The following is a 19,852-nucleotide window of genomic DNA, read 5'->3' as shown; positions in this document are numbered from 1 at the left end:
ATTATTTAATATATATTAGTTAATAACTATTATATACGTAATCTCTTAATTCTCTCCTTCTCAGATAGTACTTCTCCATTATTTTCATCAATACATCGAACCATTCCATCTATCACGGCTGTTTTAATTGTCCCCTTTGCGGGATCAAATCCCTTCAAATTTTCTGCATCCATAAGGCCAACTTTAACAGCTTTATAGAGAGAATAGGGATCTTTTAAAGGATCTGAACTTTCGCCAAGTAATTTCAAAGTTTCAATAATCAATCGAGTGTCCTCGATTATCTCTTCTTTTCTTTTTAGTATCCTCTTGTTATCTTCTATGCTAGGTAATCCTTTAAGACAATTTTTTATTACGCCTCTTGCAATTTTTGAGCTTTCAATGATGACGTATGGCGTTGCTACGTTATATGCTTCTGAATATCCCACTACATGAACAATATGTGGTTTTAGATACATACCAATTGTAATTGACGAAGCAAGTTCTCCTTTTGCTATGTTTTCATCGACAGAAAGAGAGGCAAGACCTGTTCTTATCATTTTTAGAATTGTAAAATCTTCATTTGATAATTCGGATATAATCTCTAGTTTTGCTAACATTTTTGCAATATCCATCTCAGGAGAAATTTCTGGGGGCACATTCATCATAAACTGTTGGATGTAGTACTTAACTCCTAGTTCTCTAGCATTATATGTTGCGATATAAGCAGAGGCAACTTCAATGGGGTCAGTAGTTTTTCTAAGGGCCCATTGGTGTGAATCATTAATCTCAACTGGAACATTGTTCTCTGCATGCCATTTTATAGTTTTTTGGTTTTCAGTAATTGCACTAACTAAATCCCTTTTTGACCTCCCATCCAGTTCTGAATACCAGAACAGGGGTATTGCTCCCCAAGCGTTATTAATTGTTTCTTTTAACATATCGCCCCATTTTATCAAATCATTTGTGCCAGCATAGCATCTCAAAAGAGGATAGTTACCCACTCTTGATGACTCATATATAGAACCTAAGTCTTCCTTTTTTCGAAGGGGTACCCCACCACCACCTTCGAACTCTTTACAAATATTTCCTTGATTAAAAAAACATTCTTGTGCTATTTGATCTGGCCCTATGGATATGATATCAAGAGTTTTACTATTTGCAATTTCTTTAACACCTTCAATTGTTTTTTCAAGAGAAGGTAACCCAAAATGATGTCTTATCAAAGGAAAGGGATAAGATTTTTGAATTCTTTCATAGAGATCTTGAGAATACTCTACTGAATTAAACTCGCCCTCTCTCCCAAGGACTTTATCAAGTATCTGTTCTTCAGTTTCTATTCCTCTAAAAACCCCTGAAAATAGTCCAGATTCTTCAGCAATTTCACACACAGCAGGAGTTCCTCCAAAGAAAAACTTAGATTTAATTTTATTATCTTCAATAGAATTCTTCAACTTTTTGAATAATATTTTAGCAGTTTCGGGTTCAAGCCTGTAACTTAGACCTATAATATCGGGATTTTTTTCTAAAATGATTTTTATCAGTTTGTCTGTATCAACACATACTCCAATAAATTCTGTATCAATATTATTTCTAATCAACAAATTTTCAAAGTTTTTTATTCCTTGAACGTGAATACAATTCCCTATTGTTGCAAGAACTGCCCTCATACTATCTCACCTGCGATTAGCCTCTTTATTGTTTTTAAGTCGAAGTTCTTAATCCCCATATGCTCTACAGTTCTGCCTTCAGACCAAAAATCCCTTTCTTGCTGGCAACATGCTATATTAATAAGGGAATCAATACATTTTGTTTCAACACCAAATTTTTTACCAAGTGATGACATTGGAACAAGACTCATTGGAACGTCTTCTAAGATGTATCTATGGTGGATAGTTGGAGGGGCCATTACACCTTTATACGCAGGGGTAGTTTGTACTGATTCGTAGAGATCAGAACCAGTTGAACCGTAAGAGAAATAGAGCCAATCTTTCAAAGAAGGAACTCTTATGCCAACTGCCTCTGCAATTTTTATTCTTTCCATATCTATATGTTCCAATAATTTAGCAACTCCTGGTGAAATCCCTTCTAAATAATATTCAAAATTACCATGATTTTCTACCCAGCCAGTATTAAGTAGCATTACTCCAGGGTGGAACATAACTGCAACATTTCCCAAACTTGTGTGAAGAACGTCTGATGTAGGAGTAAACTGTGGAAATGCCATTCTCAATATTTTAATAAGATCAGGATTCTTATAGGACCTAACTGCAGAAACTGGAACTGATCTTTTAATATCAAATATCCTAACTTTATGGACTCCGAGTTTTCTAGCGACAAATAAGAAAGTCTGAGCTTCTGCGATTATAAGGTCTTCTCTTATTTTTCCTTCTTTCCTAAACATGTTGTAAAGCTCTAACGCTCCACCTGTTCTGCCTGGATTTAAAACAATAGTTTGCCCAGGCCTTACATATTTTACAAGTTTTTCACCAATCTCCCTGTGACCGTTTGCAGGTATGACGACCATTATTACATCTACATCTTCAATTGACTTTTGAAAATCTACATCTGTTTTATTTAGCTCTCCAAACCCTTCTATTTTTCCCTCAACTTCAATGCCACCTGCAGCTGCCAACGCCTCCATCTTCACCTTGTCTCGGGTCCATATGTTAACTGAAAAACCATAATATGCAAGATATCCTGCCATTGCAAGACCGCCATTTCCGGCACCTATTACACAAAAAGTTGGTTTATTACCTGTAGCACTTTTTATTTTTTCCATTATTTCATCTCTCAATTTATCGGCCATTAAAATACACCTCAAGATATCTCTAATCTAAAAAAATAGGATTCCTTATAGATTAAAGAGATTTATATTTATATATTTAATGGGACCGCCGAGATTTGAACTCAGGTTTCTGGCTCCCGAAGCCAAAAGGATGGGCCAAGCTACCCCACGGTCCCCTGTTTTACTAAAAGATATTATTAAAATATTTCCTCTATTCAAGGAGAGAATGCATTTTTTTCAAATCTTCTTCTTTTCTATTAGTTCTTTCCATTAGAGATCCTATTAATCCTTCAAAGAATAGAAACGTAGAAACTTCAAAGAGCGTACCTAGCGGGGCAAATGAAGGTACTTCATTATGAAATCCTTTTTGCACAAATCTAGCAGGATCTGTCCTATGTTTTGCATCTATTATTATTGTTTTTGTAGATTTTTTTGCTAACTTAGAATTTTTGTTGGAAGTAATTCCAACTATGTTTCCTTTAATTGTCATAGCTATTTGCGATGCCAAACAAACACTTTTTGTTTCTCCAGAATTTGATATCGCAATAAGTAAGTCTCCTTCTTCCATCGATGGGGTTATAGTTTCCCCCACAACATAGACTCTGAAACCTATTTGCATAAGTCTCATAGCAAATGATTTTCCGACAAGGCCACTTCTACCAGCACCTACAATAAATATTTTGTTTGCTTTCAAAATCTCAGATATTACTTCTTCAACAGTATTTTCATCAATTTCTTCCATAACGGAACTTATTTCAGATATTATGTTCCTTACAGAGGATTTTACATTCATTGTTTTTCACCCATTGCTTTTACAAGACCATAGAACGTTGGTGCAACTGCCTCCACTCTTGATTTAAACTCAGGATGAAATTGAGTTCCCAAGTAGAAAGGATGGTCTTTAATTTCTAGAACTTCCATCAAACCATTTGGCGATTTACCTGAAAATATTAAGCCTTTATTCTTTAGTATGATATCAACATACTCTTTGTTAACTTCATACCTATGTCTATGCCTCTCATATATTTTATCTGTGTTATACAATGAATATATCATCGAACCTTTATCAAGCAAAATTTCTGAAGCCCCAAGTCTCATAGTTCCACCTTTGGCTGAAATCTTTTTTTGTTCTGGCAGTAAATCAATAACTGGCTGTTGCGTATCACAAACTTCGGTAGTATTGGCACTTTTAAGACCACAGACATTTCTAGCGTATTCTATAACAGCAAGCTGGAAACCAAGACATATTCCTAAAAAAGGAATGTTGTTTTCTCTAGCGTTTTTTATTACGTTTATTTTTCCCTCTACACCCCTTGATCCAAATCCTCCAGGTACCAATATACCATCAAACCTGTCAAGTTCATTTGATATTTCTTTATTTTCAAAATCTTCAGCCTCTATCCATGATATTCTGGTCTTGTAACACGTTTTAAATGAAGCATGCTTAAGTGCCTGGGATATACTGAGATAGGAGTCATGGAGATCCGCATATTTCCCTACTATTGCAAGATTTACGTCTTTTTTATAGTCTCTACAAAGAATTGATTTCCACAACGAAAGATTTGGTTTCCCATCCATTTTGAATTGATCCAAAATCTTCTGCCCTATCTTTTCTTCATTAAAAATAAGAGGTATATAATGAATATCTTCAACATCAGGAGCGCTAATAACATGATCAACTTTCACATTTGTAAAAAGTGCAATTTTTTCTTTTGATTTTTCATTTAACTTTTCAACACTTCTACAGACAATTATATGCGGGCTAATTCCGACTTCCCTTAGTGCTTTTACTGAATGTTGAGTTGGTTTTGTCTTTGGTTCTCCAACAACACTTAGGGTAGGCACTAGTGTAACATGAATAAAAACAACATCTTCTTCAATAGAAAGCTGCCTTAAAGCCTCAAGAAAGGGCATACTCTCAATATCCCCCACAGTTCCCCCAACTTCAATAATAGTTACATCATGACCTCTTGCAACATTTCTTATTTCAGTTTTTATCTCGTCAGTGATATGAGGGATAATCTGAACAGTTTTACCAAGATAGTCTCCCTTTCTTTCCTTTTCAATGACTTTAAGATAAGCTTTTCCTGTAGTGATATTGTGTGCTTTAGTCAGGTGTATATTAAGAAATCTTTCATAATTTCCTAGGTCTAGGTCTACCTCTCCTCCATCATCTAAAACAAAAACTTCTCCATGCTCAAAAGGAGACATAGTTCCTGCATCTACGTTAACATAAGGATCTATTTTAACAACAGTTACTTTGTGTCCCATTGATTGAATTATTTTTGCTATAGAGGCAGTAGTCACCCCCTTGCCCAGACCAGAAATAACTCCTCCGGTAACTACCACATATCTCATAAAGTTTGATTTAATTTATTCCTTATATAGGTTGTTGTAATTTGTAGAAGAGAAAAAAATCCAATAATAAAAATTAAAAATTATAAAGCTGGCGCATTCATTGCTACAAGTGATAATTCTCCATCTGTTAAATTCTTTAGTTTATGCTTTCTCCCCATTGGGAAAATTACCATATCACCAGGACCAAGGTCCGCATAGTTGTCTTCACTATCCATCCAAACTCTTACTTTTCCTTTTATGACATAGTATGCTTGGTCTGCACTTGCATGATCATGCCAGTCTGCCCAGCCGCCTTTTTTAAAATCAGACCTCAGGACAGACATAGTTCCAGTTGGCTCACCCTTCTTAAAATACCAACGAGAATCACAGTCAAAATGTAGATTTGGAGTAAATATTGTTGTATCTTTCTCATATTTAACTATCATTCCCATATAACTCCTCCTTATGGAACAATGGTAGTCCCAGTCTTTTCCATAAGTGCATCTTCTGCCTTGTTAAGAGATGTAATAATAGCTTTTTTCCCCTTTGCTTCTTCTATGAATCTAATACAAGCTAAAACTTTTGGCCCCATACTACCTGCAAGAAAATGACCTTCTTTTAAGTAATTCTTAGCTTCGGCAACTGTCATCTTGTTCACAGGCTTTTGATCAGGTTTTCCAAAGTTTAAGTAAGCCACTTCTACATCTGTTAGTACTAAAAATATATCAGCTTCAACCGCTTCTGCAAGTCTTTCTCCGGCCTTATCTTTATCTATTACCCCATCAATTCCCATCAACATACCATTTTTGTCCTCTACGACAGGCACTCCACCACCGCCTGATGCAATAACAACAACGTTACTGTCTACAAGTTTTTTTATTGCAACAGCTTCTGCAGGTCTAACTGGATCTGGAGAAGGAACAACTCTTCTGTATGGTTTGTCTCCGGTAGGTTTTACTTTCTTAATCACGTGTCCTTTCATCTTTTTGTCAATATGATCTTGACCGGGTTTTGGATCAATCACATACCCTGTTTCAGCAGCAATTTTTTTTGCTTCTACCTCTGTGAAAAAATTACCTACAGGTTTCGAAGGGTCTTGGAAATCAGGGTCATCTTTTGATACTACCACTTGGGTGACAACAGTGGCAACTGGTATATTCATCTTCTTCTCTTTCATCATATTCTGAAGAGTTTGTTGTATCATATACCCTATTTGTCCCTGTGTCATGGCACCCACAGCGTCCATTGGCATCGGTGGAACAATGTTTGAGGCAGCATCTTGCTGAACCATCAGATTCCCTGACTGAGGCCCATTACCATGTGTAATCACGACTTCATATCCATCTTTTATTAATTTTAAAATAGCTTCACAAGCAATTTCGACGTTTCTGAACTGCTCTTCATGAGTTCCTTTTTCGTCAGCTTGTTTTATGGCGTTTCCACCAAGTGCAACAACAATAGTTTCGATAAAGTCACCTCCTATTTTTAACCTATAAACTATGATTTCTTTTTAAATTTTTCCAACGAATATAGAAGCTAGACTTCTTATCATACTAGTAATTGTTTTTAAGCTTCATCAACTACAATAGTTCTTATTAATCAATATTTCAAGTTTAGCTTCTCGTACACCTCTGACCTCATTGATATACATAGGAAATCTTAAATCTTCTTAGTCTCTGTCCGCTTTTAATACTGCATTCAGCATAACTGTAGCACCTTCCGTGCAATGCTCAATTGTGGAATACTCTGGTTCACAATGGGATAAGCCGTCTTTGGACTGTACAAAAATCATTGTTGTCGGGATCATATAAGATGCAAACTGAGCATCATGTCCTGCCCCGGAATGAATATACTGATGTTTGATGCCTGCTTTCTCTGCAGACTCTTTTACATATCCAACGAGCTTCTTATCAAAGTAAACAGTATCTCTGTTCCATGCCTTTTCAACTTCGCATTTGCAGCCTACCCACTCTCTGTCTGCACAACTCTTGACAATTGCAAGCACTTTTTCAAGTATCTTAGGATCTTCGTGCCTTACATCTATACAAAAATCAAAGAAGTCAGGAACACAGGTATGTACACATGGATGGCATGTCACCTCACCAGTCGTATAAACTAGCTCCGGTATATTTAATTTATCGATCTCTGCATGGATATAACAAAGTGCCTGTCCGGCAGCAAAGAAAGCATCTTTTCTCTTTGACATTGGGAAGGTGCCTGCGTGTACCGTCTGCCCATAAAATCTAAGTCTATAATTAAACATTCCCAGTACGCAGTCAACAACACCCACATGATTACCTGCATCCGCAAGAATTGGTCCCTGTTCAATATGTAATTCAAACATGTACAAATAGTTTTCCGGATTGAGCCTATATTTCTTATCTCCTTGAAATCCTGATTTGGCCAGAGCCTCTCTAAAAGTTTTTGTTGGATCTAAGACACTCTTTGAAGCCATCATATCTTCATATTTGAACTTTCCACGGATTTTCTCAGGTAAGTAATCATAACATACGATACCGGATGCCATCATTGCAGGTGGGTATAGGGAACCTTCCTCATTTGTCCAGATCATAGCAGTCAGCGGATGTTTATGAGGAATCTTTTGTTCTTTAACAGTTTCAAGAATTTCCATTGCAGACACAACCCCCAAGATGCCATCATAGTTACCTCCATTTTTAACAGAGTCCACATGAGAGGCCATTACAATTCTCTTAGCGTCTGGGGATGTGCCTTGAATTGTTGCGTACATGTTGGCGATATCATCCACTTCAATTGTTGCACCAATTGCCTCCATTCTTCTTTTAAATTCGTTTCTTGCTTGAATTGCCTCTGGGGAAAGTGAATATCTTGTAATTCCCCCGTGTCCAGCATCACCATATTCAGAAAATGTTTTTATTTTATCACGCATTCTTTCCAAATTACATTTATACATAAGAAACCTCCAACATAATTTATACATATTCTAATTTTTAAGTTTTTCTAATTTTGCTTGATTTTATCAATAAAATATTAAACTTTTATTTTGTATTGGGCTTCCTGCACGCCTATAGTAAAAGTAATATATGAAACTGTATTATAATAACTAAGAGATGGGTGGATGTTAGTTCAAATTATTGAGTATATTTCTTTGGCCATAGGACTAGTAGGAATAGCAGTCATTATTTATGGTAGTATAATATCCTTTGTGAAATTTCTTAATAATGAACTTAAAAGAATCAAAGCTAAAATTTATCTAAAAGATAATGATATACTTAGATTATCATTTGGAACATATTTATTACTCGGATTGGAGTTTCTTATAGCCGCTGATATAATAAGAACTATTTTAAAACCTAGTTTAGAAGAAGTTGCAATTTTAGGTGCAATAGTTGCCATAAGAACTGTAATCAATTACTTTTTAGACATTGAGATTGACGAAGTTCAACATCATTCTGATAGTAATACTGAAATTAAATTATGATCTACTTTTCATATCTAATAAAAAATAGTATATATTAAAAATGTAAAAAAAAAGATATTTTAATTAAGGGACAACTGTAACTCTGCACGGAGCATATTTAGCTACATCTTCTGCCACATGTCCCATGGCCAATCTCTTTATTCCGGTAAGCCCTGTTTTACCAACAATAATATGGTCGCATTTTTCATCTTCTGCTGTTTGTACAATTGTATCGACAACTCTTCCGAGTTTCATCATTGTCTTTGGCTTAACGCTAAGTTTTTCAGCATATTTTGTCATTTCTTTTAGAATATTGTTTGCCCTCTTACATAATGGATCTTCAAGCATACAATTAAGCTGCTCATCAAAAAAAGGAGAGTATCTCTTTATGTCGTCTGTTCCTTTTATCTTATCTTCCCACTCAGGCAAGAATCTATCCATTGCTTCATATGTTAGTTTTAATTTATCTGCGTCTACTACTTGGAGCAACATTACCTGAGCCCCAGTCTTACTTGCTACCCATGCAGCATATTCTACAGCCTTTTGAGAAGGTGTAGATCCATCTACTGGAACTAATATTTTCTTTATTAATTCACTCATTATATCACCGTTATCTATACAATCATTATACTATATAAATTTTTCGGTTATCCTAATTTTATTAGAATTAGCTAATAAAATATTTAAGATTATTTTCAAAACCAAAACAAATTTCAATAATCAAGAAATAATCATAAAAAAACCATATATCAAACCCAAAATCCAAAAGAAATGATGCGGGGGAAGGGATTCGAACCCTCGAAGACCTGCGTCACCGGATCTTAAGTCTGTATTTTGCCTAAACTAAAAAAGAGGTAAAATATGCTTTATTTTAAAAATAAAACTAATAATAAAGCTCTTTTAATGGAATACACAAAAATTCTGGCTTTAAAAACAAAATGGCTTGGAGGAAAATCCTTTGGAAGAAGATTTCTATAGGTTTCTTAGGGGAAATAAAAAACTTGCAAGCACAACATCAATGAATTTAATTACAAGGCTGCCAAGGGGATGGATGGATTGGTCTGAAGATGAGTTGCATGAATTATATTTTGAAATACTCGATTCTAATAGACACTCATCTTCAAGCAAGCACAGTGCTCATTACGCAATAAAATATCTATGCGAATTCAAAGGGTATAAATTCGATTATAAACCACCTAGAGTTCACCATAAGAGAAGACAGTCAATAGAGCCTGAAGACGTGTGGAAGATTTTGGACAAAATAGACAATGATAGGGATTTGGCCTTAATTTTAACTCACCTATATACTGGCTTAAGGCCTACAGAAATTTTGGCCTTAAAAAAAGAAGATCTTGATCTTGACAAAGGTACAATTATAGTAAAAAATACAAAAACATACCAGGACCGCATAGTTCCAATTCACAAAAAACCTATGATGGCGTTAAGAAAGTATCTTTCCAAAAGAAATGATGATTGCCCTTCACTATTCTATTCTTTTAGAGAAAAAACTCCAATGACTTTGTTCGCATATAGATTTGCATTGAAAAAATATTGTAAAATGGCTAGAATAAAAAGAGTCACACCTTATCAGCTTAGGCACACATTTGCCACACAGTTTATTGAAAATGGTGGAGATGTCCTTATTCTAAAGAGCATAATGGGCCATTCAAACATTAAAACTACTGAAGGCTATGTTCATGAGAATACGAGGATGATTATGAAGGGATATGAGAAAGCATGCCCTGAATTTTAATTTTATTTGAATAAATAAAAGGATATAGCCCTAAACTCTAAAAATATCCCCTTAATAATGCTAATCCCCTATATCGGTCTATTGTTCTTTTTTTCCAATTCTTGGGCGAAATGCAAAATAAAATAATAATGGAATTAATGGACCAAAGAATTGATAGTAAAAAATTCCCCCTTCAAATATATCTAATTCGACCAATAGGATATCATATAATGCAAAGATTATGCAAATATGAAAATAGAATTCTGCATAATTTTCAATTTCTAAATTTGATTTATTACGTTTATACGAGATTATTAAAATAAAAATTAGAACACAAATATATAAATGATGGAATGAAAGAAGATCTATCTTAATAAAAATCAGAAATAAATGTAATACAAATACAATAATCAAAATATGAATCAAATATTTTTTTAATAAAGATACTTGTTTCAAACTAAGATTTTCCCAATAAGTTTTCAATTTGAAAGTATTATTCTTCCAAAAATATTGGAATGTATCATTACCAAATGATAAATAAATAAGAGCTAAAGAAAATCCTTGTAGTGGAACAAGGTAGTTAATAGGATAATTTTTTATGATGGCATATTTGATAGTAAGGTAAATAAAAGGGGCAAAAGAGAACGGAAGTTCTACATAGTGATGTTTTTCCTTTAAACGCAAATTATATATTTTTACAAAAATCGAATATATTACTACTCCCGTAACTATAAAGAATAATAACTTAATTTCATTATAGAACTGCCAAAAATCTTTGTTTAATAATTCTGAATATATAAAAATAATTGTTCCTAAAATAGCGGGAATAATTTCTAACATTCTAATTTTTTTATAAGCAAACATGAGTTTATTAGTTGTTTCCACATATATAAGAATATAGAAAAAAAATGGAAAGCCTAATTTATATAAAAATAGTCTTATCTGAAGATTAGATCTAGTCTTCTATAGATGGGAAAGAATTGAGAAAATGATTTTATTAATAAACTGAATAGCTAAAATAACAATATAAAAGGATTAATTCAATTACTGGGTAATATAATTTTTAAAATTATTAATGAACTCTATATCTACAATCTCAATAATATTGTCAATATAATTTTTTTCTTTTTCTTTCTTATTAAATTCATCTTTTAAAAATTTCTTCTGATCATCACCAGATATTAAATATAATAGAGCAGTATTGGCTCCAATATCTGTAGAATCGAAAATAATTTCAAGAAATATTTTATTTTGAATCTTAGCTTGACATCTCCAAATATATTTAGGCATACATTCTGATAATAATTTTATTTTATATTCTTTAGATAATATTTCATTTTGGATAAGTTCTTCTTTGAATTTATTAGATGTATATAAGAAAATATCCCAAATAATTTCTGATTTAATCATTGTTCTTAGAAATGTGTTAATCCTATTTACCTCTTTATAGATACTACTAAAATTAATCCTTATTTTTTCATATAAAGGAATAATTAAGATATCTGGCGTGACTAATTTATTTGCTGAATTTTTAGCGTCTATTTCTAAATTTCCTGTTTCAGGATAAACTAACTCCAGTTTCAACCCAGGTTTTGATGAAACATATTTTTCAGAGAATAAATAGAGGGGAACAAGTCGAACATCTTTTAGAATATCCTCTTGATTTTTATCTTTTGGAAATTTAATTAATACTTTTGGGATATCGTCTGCCGATTTTTCACGAATATACACACGGCTAAATGGCCCAATTTGATCATCATGAATGTATAATTCAGATATATTATTAGATATCATCTTAATATTTTTAATCCCTTCTTTTTCTTCATTTTCTTGAACTTTATTTTCCTCTTTTTCTTTTAATTTTTCTAATTTATATCCCGTAATAGTCACTGCGTGATATTTGTTATCAGGTCGTAAAAATCCCATAATTATAGGTAAATTCATTTTTAAATAGGAATAAATTATTCCCAAAAAGCTTTCTTTATCCATCACACTAAAAGTTTCATAAGCAAGTCCCACATGTCTTACAGCGTCACATATTTGTCCAGGAGTTAAGCCCTGTGAGGGTATTATTCTTTGTTTATCAATTATGTTAGTAGTAGCAGATTTAGTTATTTGTCCAGGAGAATGAACGTAATGTCCAAATAATTCTGAAGTTTGTTGAAATGCACACCATAATGAAACGGTAGCACACGCCGCCATTATTGTATCTTGTTGTTGAAATGCAAGAGTATTTACCTTGAAATTAATTCCAAAAAGATTAGAAGAATATTCTTTTATTGATAAAAAATGTCTTATCTCTTCTGCCGGATAATGTTTAATACAAGTTTTTCCAATTACTTTATCTGGCAAAGGTTTTATAACTGAAAAACCTAGATATTTTTTTTGTAGTTCTTCAATCTTTTTTGTTTGTTGTAAAGGAGATTCAATTATTTTTATAATGTCCTCTTGTTTCACGTCACACGAAAAAAAGTGAGCTCTTTTACATTTTTTATCGTAGGGCCTTGAACATCTAACGTAAAAATCCTGGTAATCCATCAAATAATCTCTATCTATATATTTACTTTCTATTAGAATACTTTTGCATTCCAAATGGGAAAGATACCCTTTTAGAAAAGAGATTTGAAGACTATTTTTAATATTATTTTGAATAGAATATAAATTTATAAATAACTCATGAAAGTTTGTTTTTGAAAAATCTTCGATAATATAAAAAGATTCTTCAGTTTTTATTTTGGTCATGTATTATATGTTAAATTTTTGTTTCCAAATTCTAGGGGATATCTCTTCAATTTTTTCTACATTCTCTTCAAACTTTTTTATATTCGCTATTGTTTTTTTGAATACACTAGAATCGAATTTCTCTCTTTTTTCTATAACAAACTCGCCACAGCTAACAGTTGCCATTTATATGAGCCTCCATGGGAAATTAATAATCATTCTTGCAAATAATTGAAATTTAAATCTTTATAAACTTTTCTAATTAAATTTTGAATTAAGTTTGTAATCGTTAAATTTATTTTTTTAAGATAAAATATCATATATATTTTTATTATATTGTTTTGGCTAATTAAATGTGTGGCACCACACTAATTAACTTAAATAAAAATAAGGCTAACTTACCTATTGCGCATAAGGCTAATTATGCGAAATAATTATACATTTGTGTTTTATTTTAAACATTTTTGTTGGGATTAAATAGTGATTATTATAGCTCTAATACTTTCCAATCTGAAAGATCATTTGGATTATATTGATATTTTTGTTTGTCATTATACCTCCAACTCCCCCGGGATTCTATTACAATTCCACCCCAGAGTTTTTTATTCTTTTTAGAGTTAATATATTTCTGCAGCCCTTCTGCCTTTGGACCAGCTTCTTTTGCGGTAATTCCGCTTTTAGTATCAAAAAGTCCAATTGTTTCATCGTTGAATTTTACAATGAAATCAATATAAAATGGTCTTTCTATTTTGTTCTCATCTTCATAAGGAACTGCAAAATATTTAATCTCGCTATCTCCATTTTTGTACCACCATTCAACATTTTTTGAATTGTCTAATGTTTCCATAAATAATTGTTCTGGTCGACTCGGAGACCTAGCATAAAAAGGTTTCATTATTGAATTTGGATGGGATTCTCTTTTGTATTTACTATTGTAGCTAATTATAATAGGTACTTCCCATTTTGGAATATCTATTTTATCTCGTTTCTCATTAATAGTTTCGACCACTTTTAATTTGTATTCTTCTTTTGAAAGATTTATTAAATCAACAAATGTTTGGACGTTCTCTTTACCCAAAACAATTCTTTGTGTTCTTGGATCATATTTTTCAAATTTGTAATTTTGCCTGAAGAATTGATATATTGCAGTTTTCATTCTATCGCTTGAATCTGCTGGAGCGTAAGGCATACAATTATCGTAGATGAATTTATCAAATTTCTTTTGGATTTCGGATTCATTTAAACTAACTTCAATTTGGCCTTTATGTTCAACTTCGCCAATTTTATCTATATCTAAGATTTTGCCATCTGCAATGATTGGACTTACAATTTCTAAAGGTTCAAGATTAATTTTATCTTTTAGATTTGTTTCCTCTGCTAGACCAATAAATATCCTAGTAAATTCTCCAGACAGTCTTGTTCTTTGTCTTTGTCTTTTCAGAAAGATAGACGACAATTCTATATTTTTGTATTTGCCACTATCACGTTTAGATTCGTATACCGTAACGTAATCTTTTGCATAATCTTCTGTAATCTCTATGTTAGGAAGATTTGTGAATACAAAGCCTTTATTTAATTCTTCTTCAGCATAATACTTTAACTCGGGCATTCTCATAATTCTGCCTATTGTTTGAATTGTAAAGGTAAAGCTCTTTGATTCCCGAAATATAACTAAGATTGATGCTCTGGGACAGTCCCACCCTAGTGCAATCGCTTGTTTAAAAATCAATACTTCTGTGTCATCATCGTTTTTTTCTATATTTAGCAGATTATCTGTTTTTTCTTCGGAGAGCCATACTGCAAGTTTTTGATTTTGTTCCGTTATTTTTTCTTTTCTTAGAATTTCAATAACTTCATCTTTTTTATTTGACAAGTCCGCTTTACTATCTGGAAGTTGGATAAGAACAAGGGGATTGATATTTGAATTTTCTTTTTGGTAAAGATTTTTTAATTGTTCTCTCTTCTTAAGAGCTTCTTCTATGATTATAGTATCAGAATCTTTAGATCCTACTTTTTTCCCTAAAAATTCAGGGTTAATAGAAACTTCAGATTTGATCATCTCTTCCGCTTTTACTTTTGCAAGACTAATATTCTCAATTTCTGAAACACTTTCTTTTAAATGGGGCGTTGCAGAAACTTCAATTGTAACTTTTGGCCCTATTACCTCAATTAGTTCTTTTGATTTATCAGATTTTGCAGTGTGGTGACTTTCATCAATAATTAGAATAATTTCTCTGTCCTCTTCTTTTGTGTTTTGAATTATTGCATTTAGATTATTGTCTTGTTCATTTTCTCTAACGTATATGTTAATATCTTTTTTATTTATACTGTGCCAATTAATAAATAAAATTTCATTTTCCCTTATTTTTCTATCTTGTAAATCCTCAAAATATGAGCATTCTATTAATCTGTCATCTTCATAGTATTTCTCTAATTTTTCTTTACTTTGCTCGTGCAACATCCTTACAGAAATCCAAACAAAAGAATATTTTGTAGGATTATCTCTCGCGAGTTTTTTCAACATTTCAGACACCATTACAGTTTTTCCACTTCCTGTAGGTGCTTGAAATATTACAACTCCATTGTCAGGCGTATCTAAAACATTTTGAACTTTTCTTTTTAAACTCTCGGCTGCTTTTTGTTGGTAATCTCTTAGCTCTATCATCTGAATATCCTCTTATACGCATTTAATATTCCTATTGGAATGGGTTTTATCTCAACTATATTGGAAATGTCCTGAAATTCTTCTTCTCTTGCGCTATTATCAAGAGAAAATACATACAAAACAAACATTTTACTTATATTAATTATTTCATTTTTAATGGGCTCAATGCCTTCATCATCAAATACTATTCCCAAATATTTATCTCTAGAATTTTTGAATATTTTATAGTATGTATCTGATTTTATATTATTAAAACAATCTTCTTTTAAACATAATATTTCTGTTGATTTGTCGACCAATTTTTTCTTATTTTCGTCAGTCGGGTCTGAATCAACGAAATCAGTTTTAAAATATTTAATATTTGATTTAATCCCTGTTATGTCCATATAATCTAAATTCCCATCTATAACTGATTTTATTCGAGGATAACAAATATCTTCAGCTATTCCATTTTCATTATTAGTACATAATATAAATTTTCTGCAACCTTCTTTAGCTTTATTTATCATCATAACTGCATGGCCTGTAGTACCAGAACCAGCAAAAAAATCTAGAATAATACTTTCTTTTCTTTCAGATATTATTGGAAATAAACAATCATAAACATTATAGACTGACTTTGGAAAATCGAAATGATTCCCTGGAACAAGAGCATGTACTAATTTAGTGCCATATTCTGAAGCATCATATTTAGGATCTTGCCAAACAGTTTTTATTGTTCCAAAATCTTTGCCAATTATAATCTCAATTCTTCCTTTGTTATTCTTAATAGACAATAAATTTGAAATAGATTCAATGCTCTGTCTAGCGTATCGCCATTTCCTTTCAATTCCTTTTATATCTATAGGCCAGACATAATATTGCCCATTTCTTTCTTCAGTTTGACTATTTGGATGAAAATCCTCATCAGGCACTTCCCCAAATCCAACTATTTTGTCATCTTCAATTATAATCGGATAAAAACAATTACGAGCAGTTGATCGAGTTGATTCACCACCCCACGTTCTTAAATTACTATAATAAATTTCCTCTTCGTTTAATTTCCTAGAGCCAATTATTTTTTGTCCTTTTGGTAAAACAAAATAAGCAAACTCATTAGTATAAGAAAAATTTTTTCCTTGAACTCCTCGAGGATTATGAACAATAGTAACTATATGAATTTCAAACCCAACAAAAATTTCTTCTAAAAGAGGGCCTAAATGCCATAATTCGTTTTCATCAATTGCACATATCAAAACTCCATTTCTTTTTAATAATGGTTTAGCAAGCTTTAATCTTTTTTCCATAAAAGATAACCATTTACTGTGTCTAAAGGCGTCTTCTTTGTCTACATAATCGTTATTGTATTTCCAATTTTTAGCTCCTGTGTTGAAAGGGGGATCAATATATATAACATCAATCATTCCTCTATGGGTATAATTTAAAACTGAAAGAGCATGATAATTGTCTCCTTCTACTATTATATCAAATCCATTATCATCAGATATTATTTCTTTTGTTTTTTCTTCTTTCAAGACAGGAAGTTTTTCCTTACACAATTCAGCCACTTGTTCAGGTTTATCTTCCCAAACAATACCGTACTTCTTTCTTTTTTCTAATTTTTTGATTTCTTTGATTAATTCTATTTTAGACCAATTATCATAATCTTTTTTAGGCATATGCTAAACCTTAACCGTATCCATTTTTAATTCTTTTCTATCTTTTAAAATATTTTGACACTAAAAAATATCACCCTCTAATTTGGCCTTAAAAATTAGCCCTCGTTCAGCAAGTATAATTTACATTCAAAAAAATCCCGTTTGCAGTAATTATTAGTTTGGCCTTGGCCTTAAAATTACAATAATTTCTTTTTTATTATTTTAGTTGTTTTCCAATTCTCCATCCTTCCCTCTAAAACAATATAGTCACCATAGCAAGCTTATTGATACTTGCCGGTGTTAAAATGACTGATGAAGATCCTAAAAAAGAGCCTGATTCTGATTTTCTTATAGAAATACTTTCTGATATTGAGGAGTTTATCGGGGACGATGGAAGATCATATGGGCCTTACAGCGAAGGCCAGATAGTTAACGTCCCAAAATCTGCTGCCAATGCCTTTGACATACTGCTAAAGAACGGTTTTGCGAGGGCATACGATGATGTACCTGAGCGCGTATGGATCAATCCCCTTTTTGACCAGGCCATAAAGTATTTTTATCTAGGCCTAAATATAATCCCCCTTAGGGAAAAGGACAAGATATCAATTATCCCCTGGAGAAGGTACCAAATTGAGAAGGTAGATATAAGGGATATAGACGGGTGGTGGAGCCAGTGGCCTAATGCTAATATTGGCATTGTCACAGGTTCAATCAGCAGGCTCTTGGTGTTGGATATTGACGGGGAAGAGGGGCGCCAATCACTAAAGATTGCTTCTAAAGATGTGCCGATAAACACGCCAGTTGCAAGATCTAGCCGTGGCAAACACTATTACTTTAGGGCCAATAGGATCTTTCGCACATGTGCTGGCATTCTTCCAGGCGTTGATGTAAGATGCGAGGGAGGGATTATTGTAGCACCTCCAAGCATTCATCCTTCCGGCAAGGTCTACGAGTGGGAGAAGTCAATCTTTGGTAATGATTTAGAGGACACGCCTACCTGGCTATCCGAGATACTTTCTGATAAGGAGGGTAAAGATAAGGTCAAAGAAGCTACAATCCCCTTGGGGAAAAGGAATTCTGAGCTTACAAGGATATCCGGCATATTGAGAAACAGGGGCCTTTCGCAACAGGCTGTTAGGGACACAATATCAAGGATCAATCAAACACAGTGCGAGGAGCCTCTCGGCCAGGGGGAAGTGAACAGGATAACGACAGACTTCCCGAAGAACACTTTTGCCATGACTGACCTTGGCAATTCTGAAAGATTGATCTACCACTATGGGGACGTCATAAGGTACTGCCACCTCTGGAAGAAGTGGATCGTCTGGGATGGAAGAAGGTGGCTAAAGGATGATAGCGGTGCCATATACAGGCTTGCCAAGGACACTGTAAGGAGCATTAATGCAGAGGCTGCCATAGAGCAGGATTATTCCAAGAAAGGAGAGATATCAAAGTGGGCGTTCTTATCAGAAAGCTCCTATCGCATTGAATCTATAGTAAAGCTTGCAACAAATGAGCTGCCTATATCGCCTGATGATCTTGACCAGGATGTGTGGTTTCTGAATGTTGAGAACGGCATAATAGATCTAAGGACTGGGGAGTTCTCTGAAGACCACCTGAAAGAGAAGCTCATCACAAAGCTTGCCAATGTCAAATATGATCCGGATGCAAAATGCCCTATGTGGGAGAATTTCCTTCATGAGATCTTTGAGGGAAACGAGGAGCTTATCGATTACATCCAGAAGGCCATAGGCTACAGCTTGACATCCGATGATCGTGAGCAGGTCCTATTCTTTCTTCATGGATTAGGCCAGAACGGTAAGACCACTTTTCTAAACATTATCATGACGATGCTGGGCGAGTATGCCAAGGATGCCGACCCTTCCACCTTCATGGACAAGAAGTTTGATGGAGGCCCTAAAAATGACGTTGCAAGGCTCAAAGGAGCCAGATTTGTAAGATCATCAGAGATCGCAGAAGGCAAATTCCTAGATGAAGACTTCATAAAGAGGGTGACTGGCCATGAAGGCCTTACTGCCAGATTTCTATATGGGGAGATATTTGACTTTGCCCCTAAGTTTAAGCTTTGGATGATCTCAAACAACAAGCCTACGATTCGGGGAAGCGACTTTGCCATATGGCGAAGATTGATGACCATCCCATTTAACTACCGCGTGCCTAACGAGAAAAGGGACAAGACCTTGGAGTCAAAGCTTGACGAGGAGCTCCCTGGGATATTGAACTGGGCCATCGCTGGCTGCATGAAGTGGCTCTCGGAAGGCCTGAATCCTCCAGAGATAGTCGTCCTCGCAAACACCGAATACAAGGACGAAATGGATCCATTGAAGGACTTCTTAGATGACGTGTGCAACGTAGGTGTTATTGCCAAAACACCAGCAGGAGAGCTTTACGGCGCATACAGGACCTACTGCTACTGCATGAGGGCTGAAACCATATCCCAGCAGTCATTCGGGAGGAGACTTTCCCAGCTTGGCCTTAAGAAATCAAGGGAGTTTGACGGCAGGTACTGGGAAGGCATAGAGATCAACAAGGCTAG

Annotated in this window: 16 protein-coding genes and 1 tRNA gene; 3 read left to right on the top strand and 14 right to left on the bottom strand. The window is 33.8% G+C overall.

The window, feature by feature from the left end:
* Window positions 1-29: 29 nt before the first annotated feature.
* From KO464_01590 to KO464_01555, 8 genes are all read right to left on the bottom strand, one after another.
* Entirely contained in the window at window positions 30-1,646 is a 1,617-nt protein-coding gene (locus KO464_01590) for a cobalamin B12-binding domain-containing protein (GenBank protein ID MCC7572063.1), read from the bottom strand.
* On the bottom strand, window positions 1,643-2,785 hold the full coding sequence (locus KO464_01585; GenBank protein MCC7572062.1) for an NAD/NADP octopine/nopaline dehydrogenase family protein: 1,143 nt from the start codon (window positions 2,783-2,785) through the stop codon (window positions 1,643-1,645). The genes KO464_01590 and KO464_01585 overlap by 4 nt, the downstream gene beginning before the upstream one ends.
* Before the next feature lie 80 nt (window positions 2,786-2,865).
* Window positions 2,866-2,940, bottom strand: a tRNA-Pro gene (locus tag KO464_01580).
* 35 nt (window positions 2,941-2,975) lie between these two features.
* Window positions 2,976-3,557 carry a 6-phospho-3-hexuloisomerase gene (gene hxlB / locus KO464_01575; GenBank protein ID MCC7572061.1) on the bottom strand — a complete coding sequence of 194 codons (582 nt, stop codon included), beginning with the start codon at window positions 3,555-3,557 and terminating at the stop codon, window positions 2,976-2,978.
* A complete protein-coding gene (gene pyrG, locus KO464_01570; GenBank protein MCC7572060.1) occupies window positions 3,554-5,122 on the bottom strand; it encodes a CTP synthase (glutamine hydrolyzing) in 1,569 nt (522 codons plus the stop codon). The genes hxlB and pyrG overlap by 4 nt, the downstream gene beginning before the upstream one ends.
* A gap of 80 nt (window positions 5,123-5,202) precedes the next feature.
* Entirely contained in the window at window positions 5,203-5,553 is a 351-nt protein-coding gene (locus KO464_01565; protein ID MCC7572059.1) for a cupin domain-containing protein, read from the bottom strand.
* A gap of 11 nt (window positions 5,554-5,564) precedes the next feature.
* The gene (arcC, locus tag KO464_01560; protein MCC7572058.1) at window positions 5,565-6,569 is read right to left on the bottom strand and encodes a carbamate kinase; all 1,005 of its coding nucleotides are present in this window, start codon (window positions 6,567-6,569) and stop codon (window positions 5,565-5,567) included.
* A 201-nt stretch (window positions 6,570-6,770) separates the two neighbouring features.
* On the bottom strand, window positions 6,771-8,033 hold the full coding sequence (locus KO464_01555) for a Zn-dependent hydrolase (GenBank protein MCC7572057.1): 1,263 nt from the start codon (window positions 8,031-8,033) through the stop codon (window positions 6,771-6,773).
* Between the two features lie 165 nt (window positions 8,034-8,198).
* Between KO464_01555 and KO464_01550 the strand changes: the two genes are divergently transcribed.
* Window positions 8,199-8,561 carry a DUF1622 domain-containing protein gene (locus KO464_01550; GenBank protein ID MCC7572056.1) on the top strand — a complete coding sequence of 121 codons (363 nt, stop codon included), beginning with the start codon at window positions 8,199-8,201 and terminating at the stop codon, window positions 8,559-8,561.
* A gap of 63 nt (window positions 8,562-8,624) precedes the next feature.
* Here the strand turns inward: KO464_01550 and KO464_01545 are convergent, their stop codons facing one another.
* Entirely contained in the window at window positions 8,625-9,140 is a 516-nt protein-coding gene (locus tag KO464_01545) for a universal stress protein (protein MCC7572055.1), read from the bottom strand.
* 358 nt (window positions 9,141-9,498) lie between these two features.
* On the opposite strand from KO464_01545, the gene KO464_01540 reads away from it, so the two are divergent.
* Window positions 9,499-10,293 carry a site-specific integrase gene (locus KO464_01540; GenBank protein ID MCC7572054.1) on the top strand — a complete coding sequence of 265 codons (795 nt, stop codon included), beginning with the start codon at window positions 9,499-9,501 and terminating at the stop codon, window positions 10,291-10,293.
* A gap of 78 nt (window positions 10,294-10,371) precedes the next feature.
* Here the strand turns inward: KO464_01540 and KO464_01535 are convergent, their stop codons facing one another.
* The 5 genes from KO464_01535 to KO464_01515 all read right to left on the bottom strand — a co-directional run bounded on the left by KO464_01535 (window position 10,372) and on the right by KO464_01515 (window position 17,316).
* Window positions 10,372-11,136, bottom strand: a complete 765-nt coding sequence (locus KO464_01535; GenBank protein MCC7572053.1) for a hypothetical protein — start codon at window positions 11,134-11,136, stop codon at window positions 10,372-10,374.
* A gap of 180 nt (window positions 11,137-11,316) precedes the next feature.
* Entirely contained in the window at window positions 11,317-13,014 is a 1,698-nt protein-coding gene (locus KO464_01530) for a hypothetical protein (GenBank protein MCC7572052.1), read from the bottom strand.
* 3 nt (window positions 13,015-13,017) lie between these two features.
* A complete protein-coding gene (locus KO464_01525; protein MCC7572051.1) occupies window positions 13,018-13,179 on the bottom strand; it encodes a hypothetical protein in 162 nt (53 codons plus the stop codon).
* A 301-nt stretch (window positions 13,180-13,480) separates the two neighbouring features.
* Window positions 13,481-15,658, bottom strand: coding sequence for a DEAD/DEAH box helicase family protein (locus KO464_01520; GenBank protein ID MCC7572050.1), 2,178 nt, complete (start codon window positions 15,656-15,658; stop codon window positions 13,481-13,483).
* Window positions 15,655-17,316, bottom strand: a complete 1,662-nt coding sequence (locus KO464_01515; GenBank protein MCC7572049.1) for a site-specific DNA-methyltransferase — start codon at window positions 17,314-17,316, stop codon at window positions 15,655-15,657. The genes KO464_01520 and KO464_01515 overlap by 4 nt, the downstream gene beginning before the upstream one ends.
* A gap of 284 nt (window positions 17,317-17,600) precedes the next feature.
* On the opposite strand from KO464_01515, the gene KO464_01510 reads away from it, so the two are divergent.
* A partial coding sequence (locus tag KO464_01510; GenBank protein MCC7572048.1) for a bifunctional DNA primase/polymerase occupies window positions 17,601-19,852 on the top strand: 2,252 nt, incomplete at its 3' end.

Origin of the sequence: Methanofastidiosum sp., assembly GCA_020854815.1 — an archaeon.
GTDB lineage: Archaea > Methanobacteriota_B > Thermococci > Methanofastidiosales > Methanofastidiosaceae > Methanofastidiosum.
Note: the sequence above shows the minus strand (reverse complement) of the source record. Positions and strands in the feature narration are given on the sequence as shown.

Bases quoted from the DNA above. Each gene is read 5' to 3' on its own strand.
- KO464_01525 (MCC7572051.1), bottom strand. From the start codon at position 13,179: ATGGCAACTGTTAGCTGTGGCGAGTTTGTTATAGAAAAAAGAGAGAAA.
- KO464_01530 (MCC7572052.1), bottom strand. From the start codon at position 13,014: ATGACCAAAATAAAAACTGAAGAATCTTTTTATATTATCGAAGATTTT.
- KO464_01515 (MCC7572049.1), bottom strand. From the start codon at position 17,316: ATGCCTAAAAAAGATTATGATAATTGGTCTAAAATAGAATTAATCAAA.
- KO464_01520 (MCC7572050.1), bottom strand. From the start codon at position 15,658: ATGATAGAGCTAAGAGATTACCAACAAAAAGCAGCCGAGAGTTTAAAA.
- KO464_01535 (MCC7572053.1), bottom strand. From the start codon at position 11,136: ATGTTTGCTTATAAAAAAATTAGAATGTTAGAAATTATTCCCGCTATT.
- KO464_01590 (MCC7572063.1), bottom strand. From the start codon at position 1,646: ATGAGGGCAGTTCTTGCAACAATAGGGAATTGTATTCACGTTCAAGGA.
- hxlB (MCC7572061.1), bottom strand. From the start codon at position 3,557: ATGAATGTAAAATCCTCTGTAAGGAACATAATATCTGAAATAAGTTCC.
- KO464_01585 (MCC7572062.1), bottom strand. From the start codon at position 2,785: ATGGCCGATAAATTGAGAGATGAAATAATGGAAAAAATAAAAAGTGCT.
- pyrG (MCC7572060.1), bottom strand. From the start codon at position 5,122: ATGAGATATGTGGTAGTTACCGGAGGAGTTATTTCTGGTCTGGGCAAG.
- KO464_01555 (MCC7572057.1), bottom strand. From the start codon at position 8,033: ATGTATAAATGTAATTTGGAAAGAATGCGTGATAAAATAAAAACATTT.
- KO464_01565 (MCC7572059.1), bottom strand. From the start codon at position 5,553: ATGGGAATGATAGTTAAATATGAGAAAGATACAACAATATTTACTCCA.
- KO464_01545 (MCC7572055.1), bottom strand. From the start codon at position 9,140: ATGAGTGAATTAATAAAGAAAATATTAGTTCCAGTAGATGGATCTACA.
- KO464_01550 (MCC7572056.1), top strand. From the start codon at position 8,199: ATGTTAGTTCAAATTATTGAGTATATTTCTTTGGCCATAGGACTAGTA.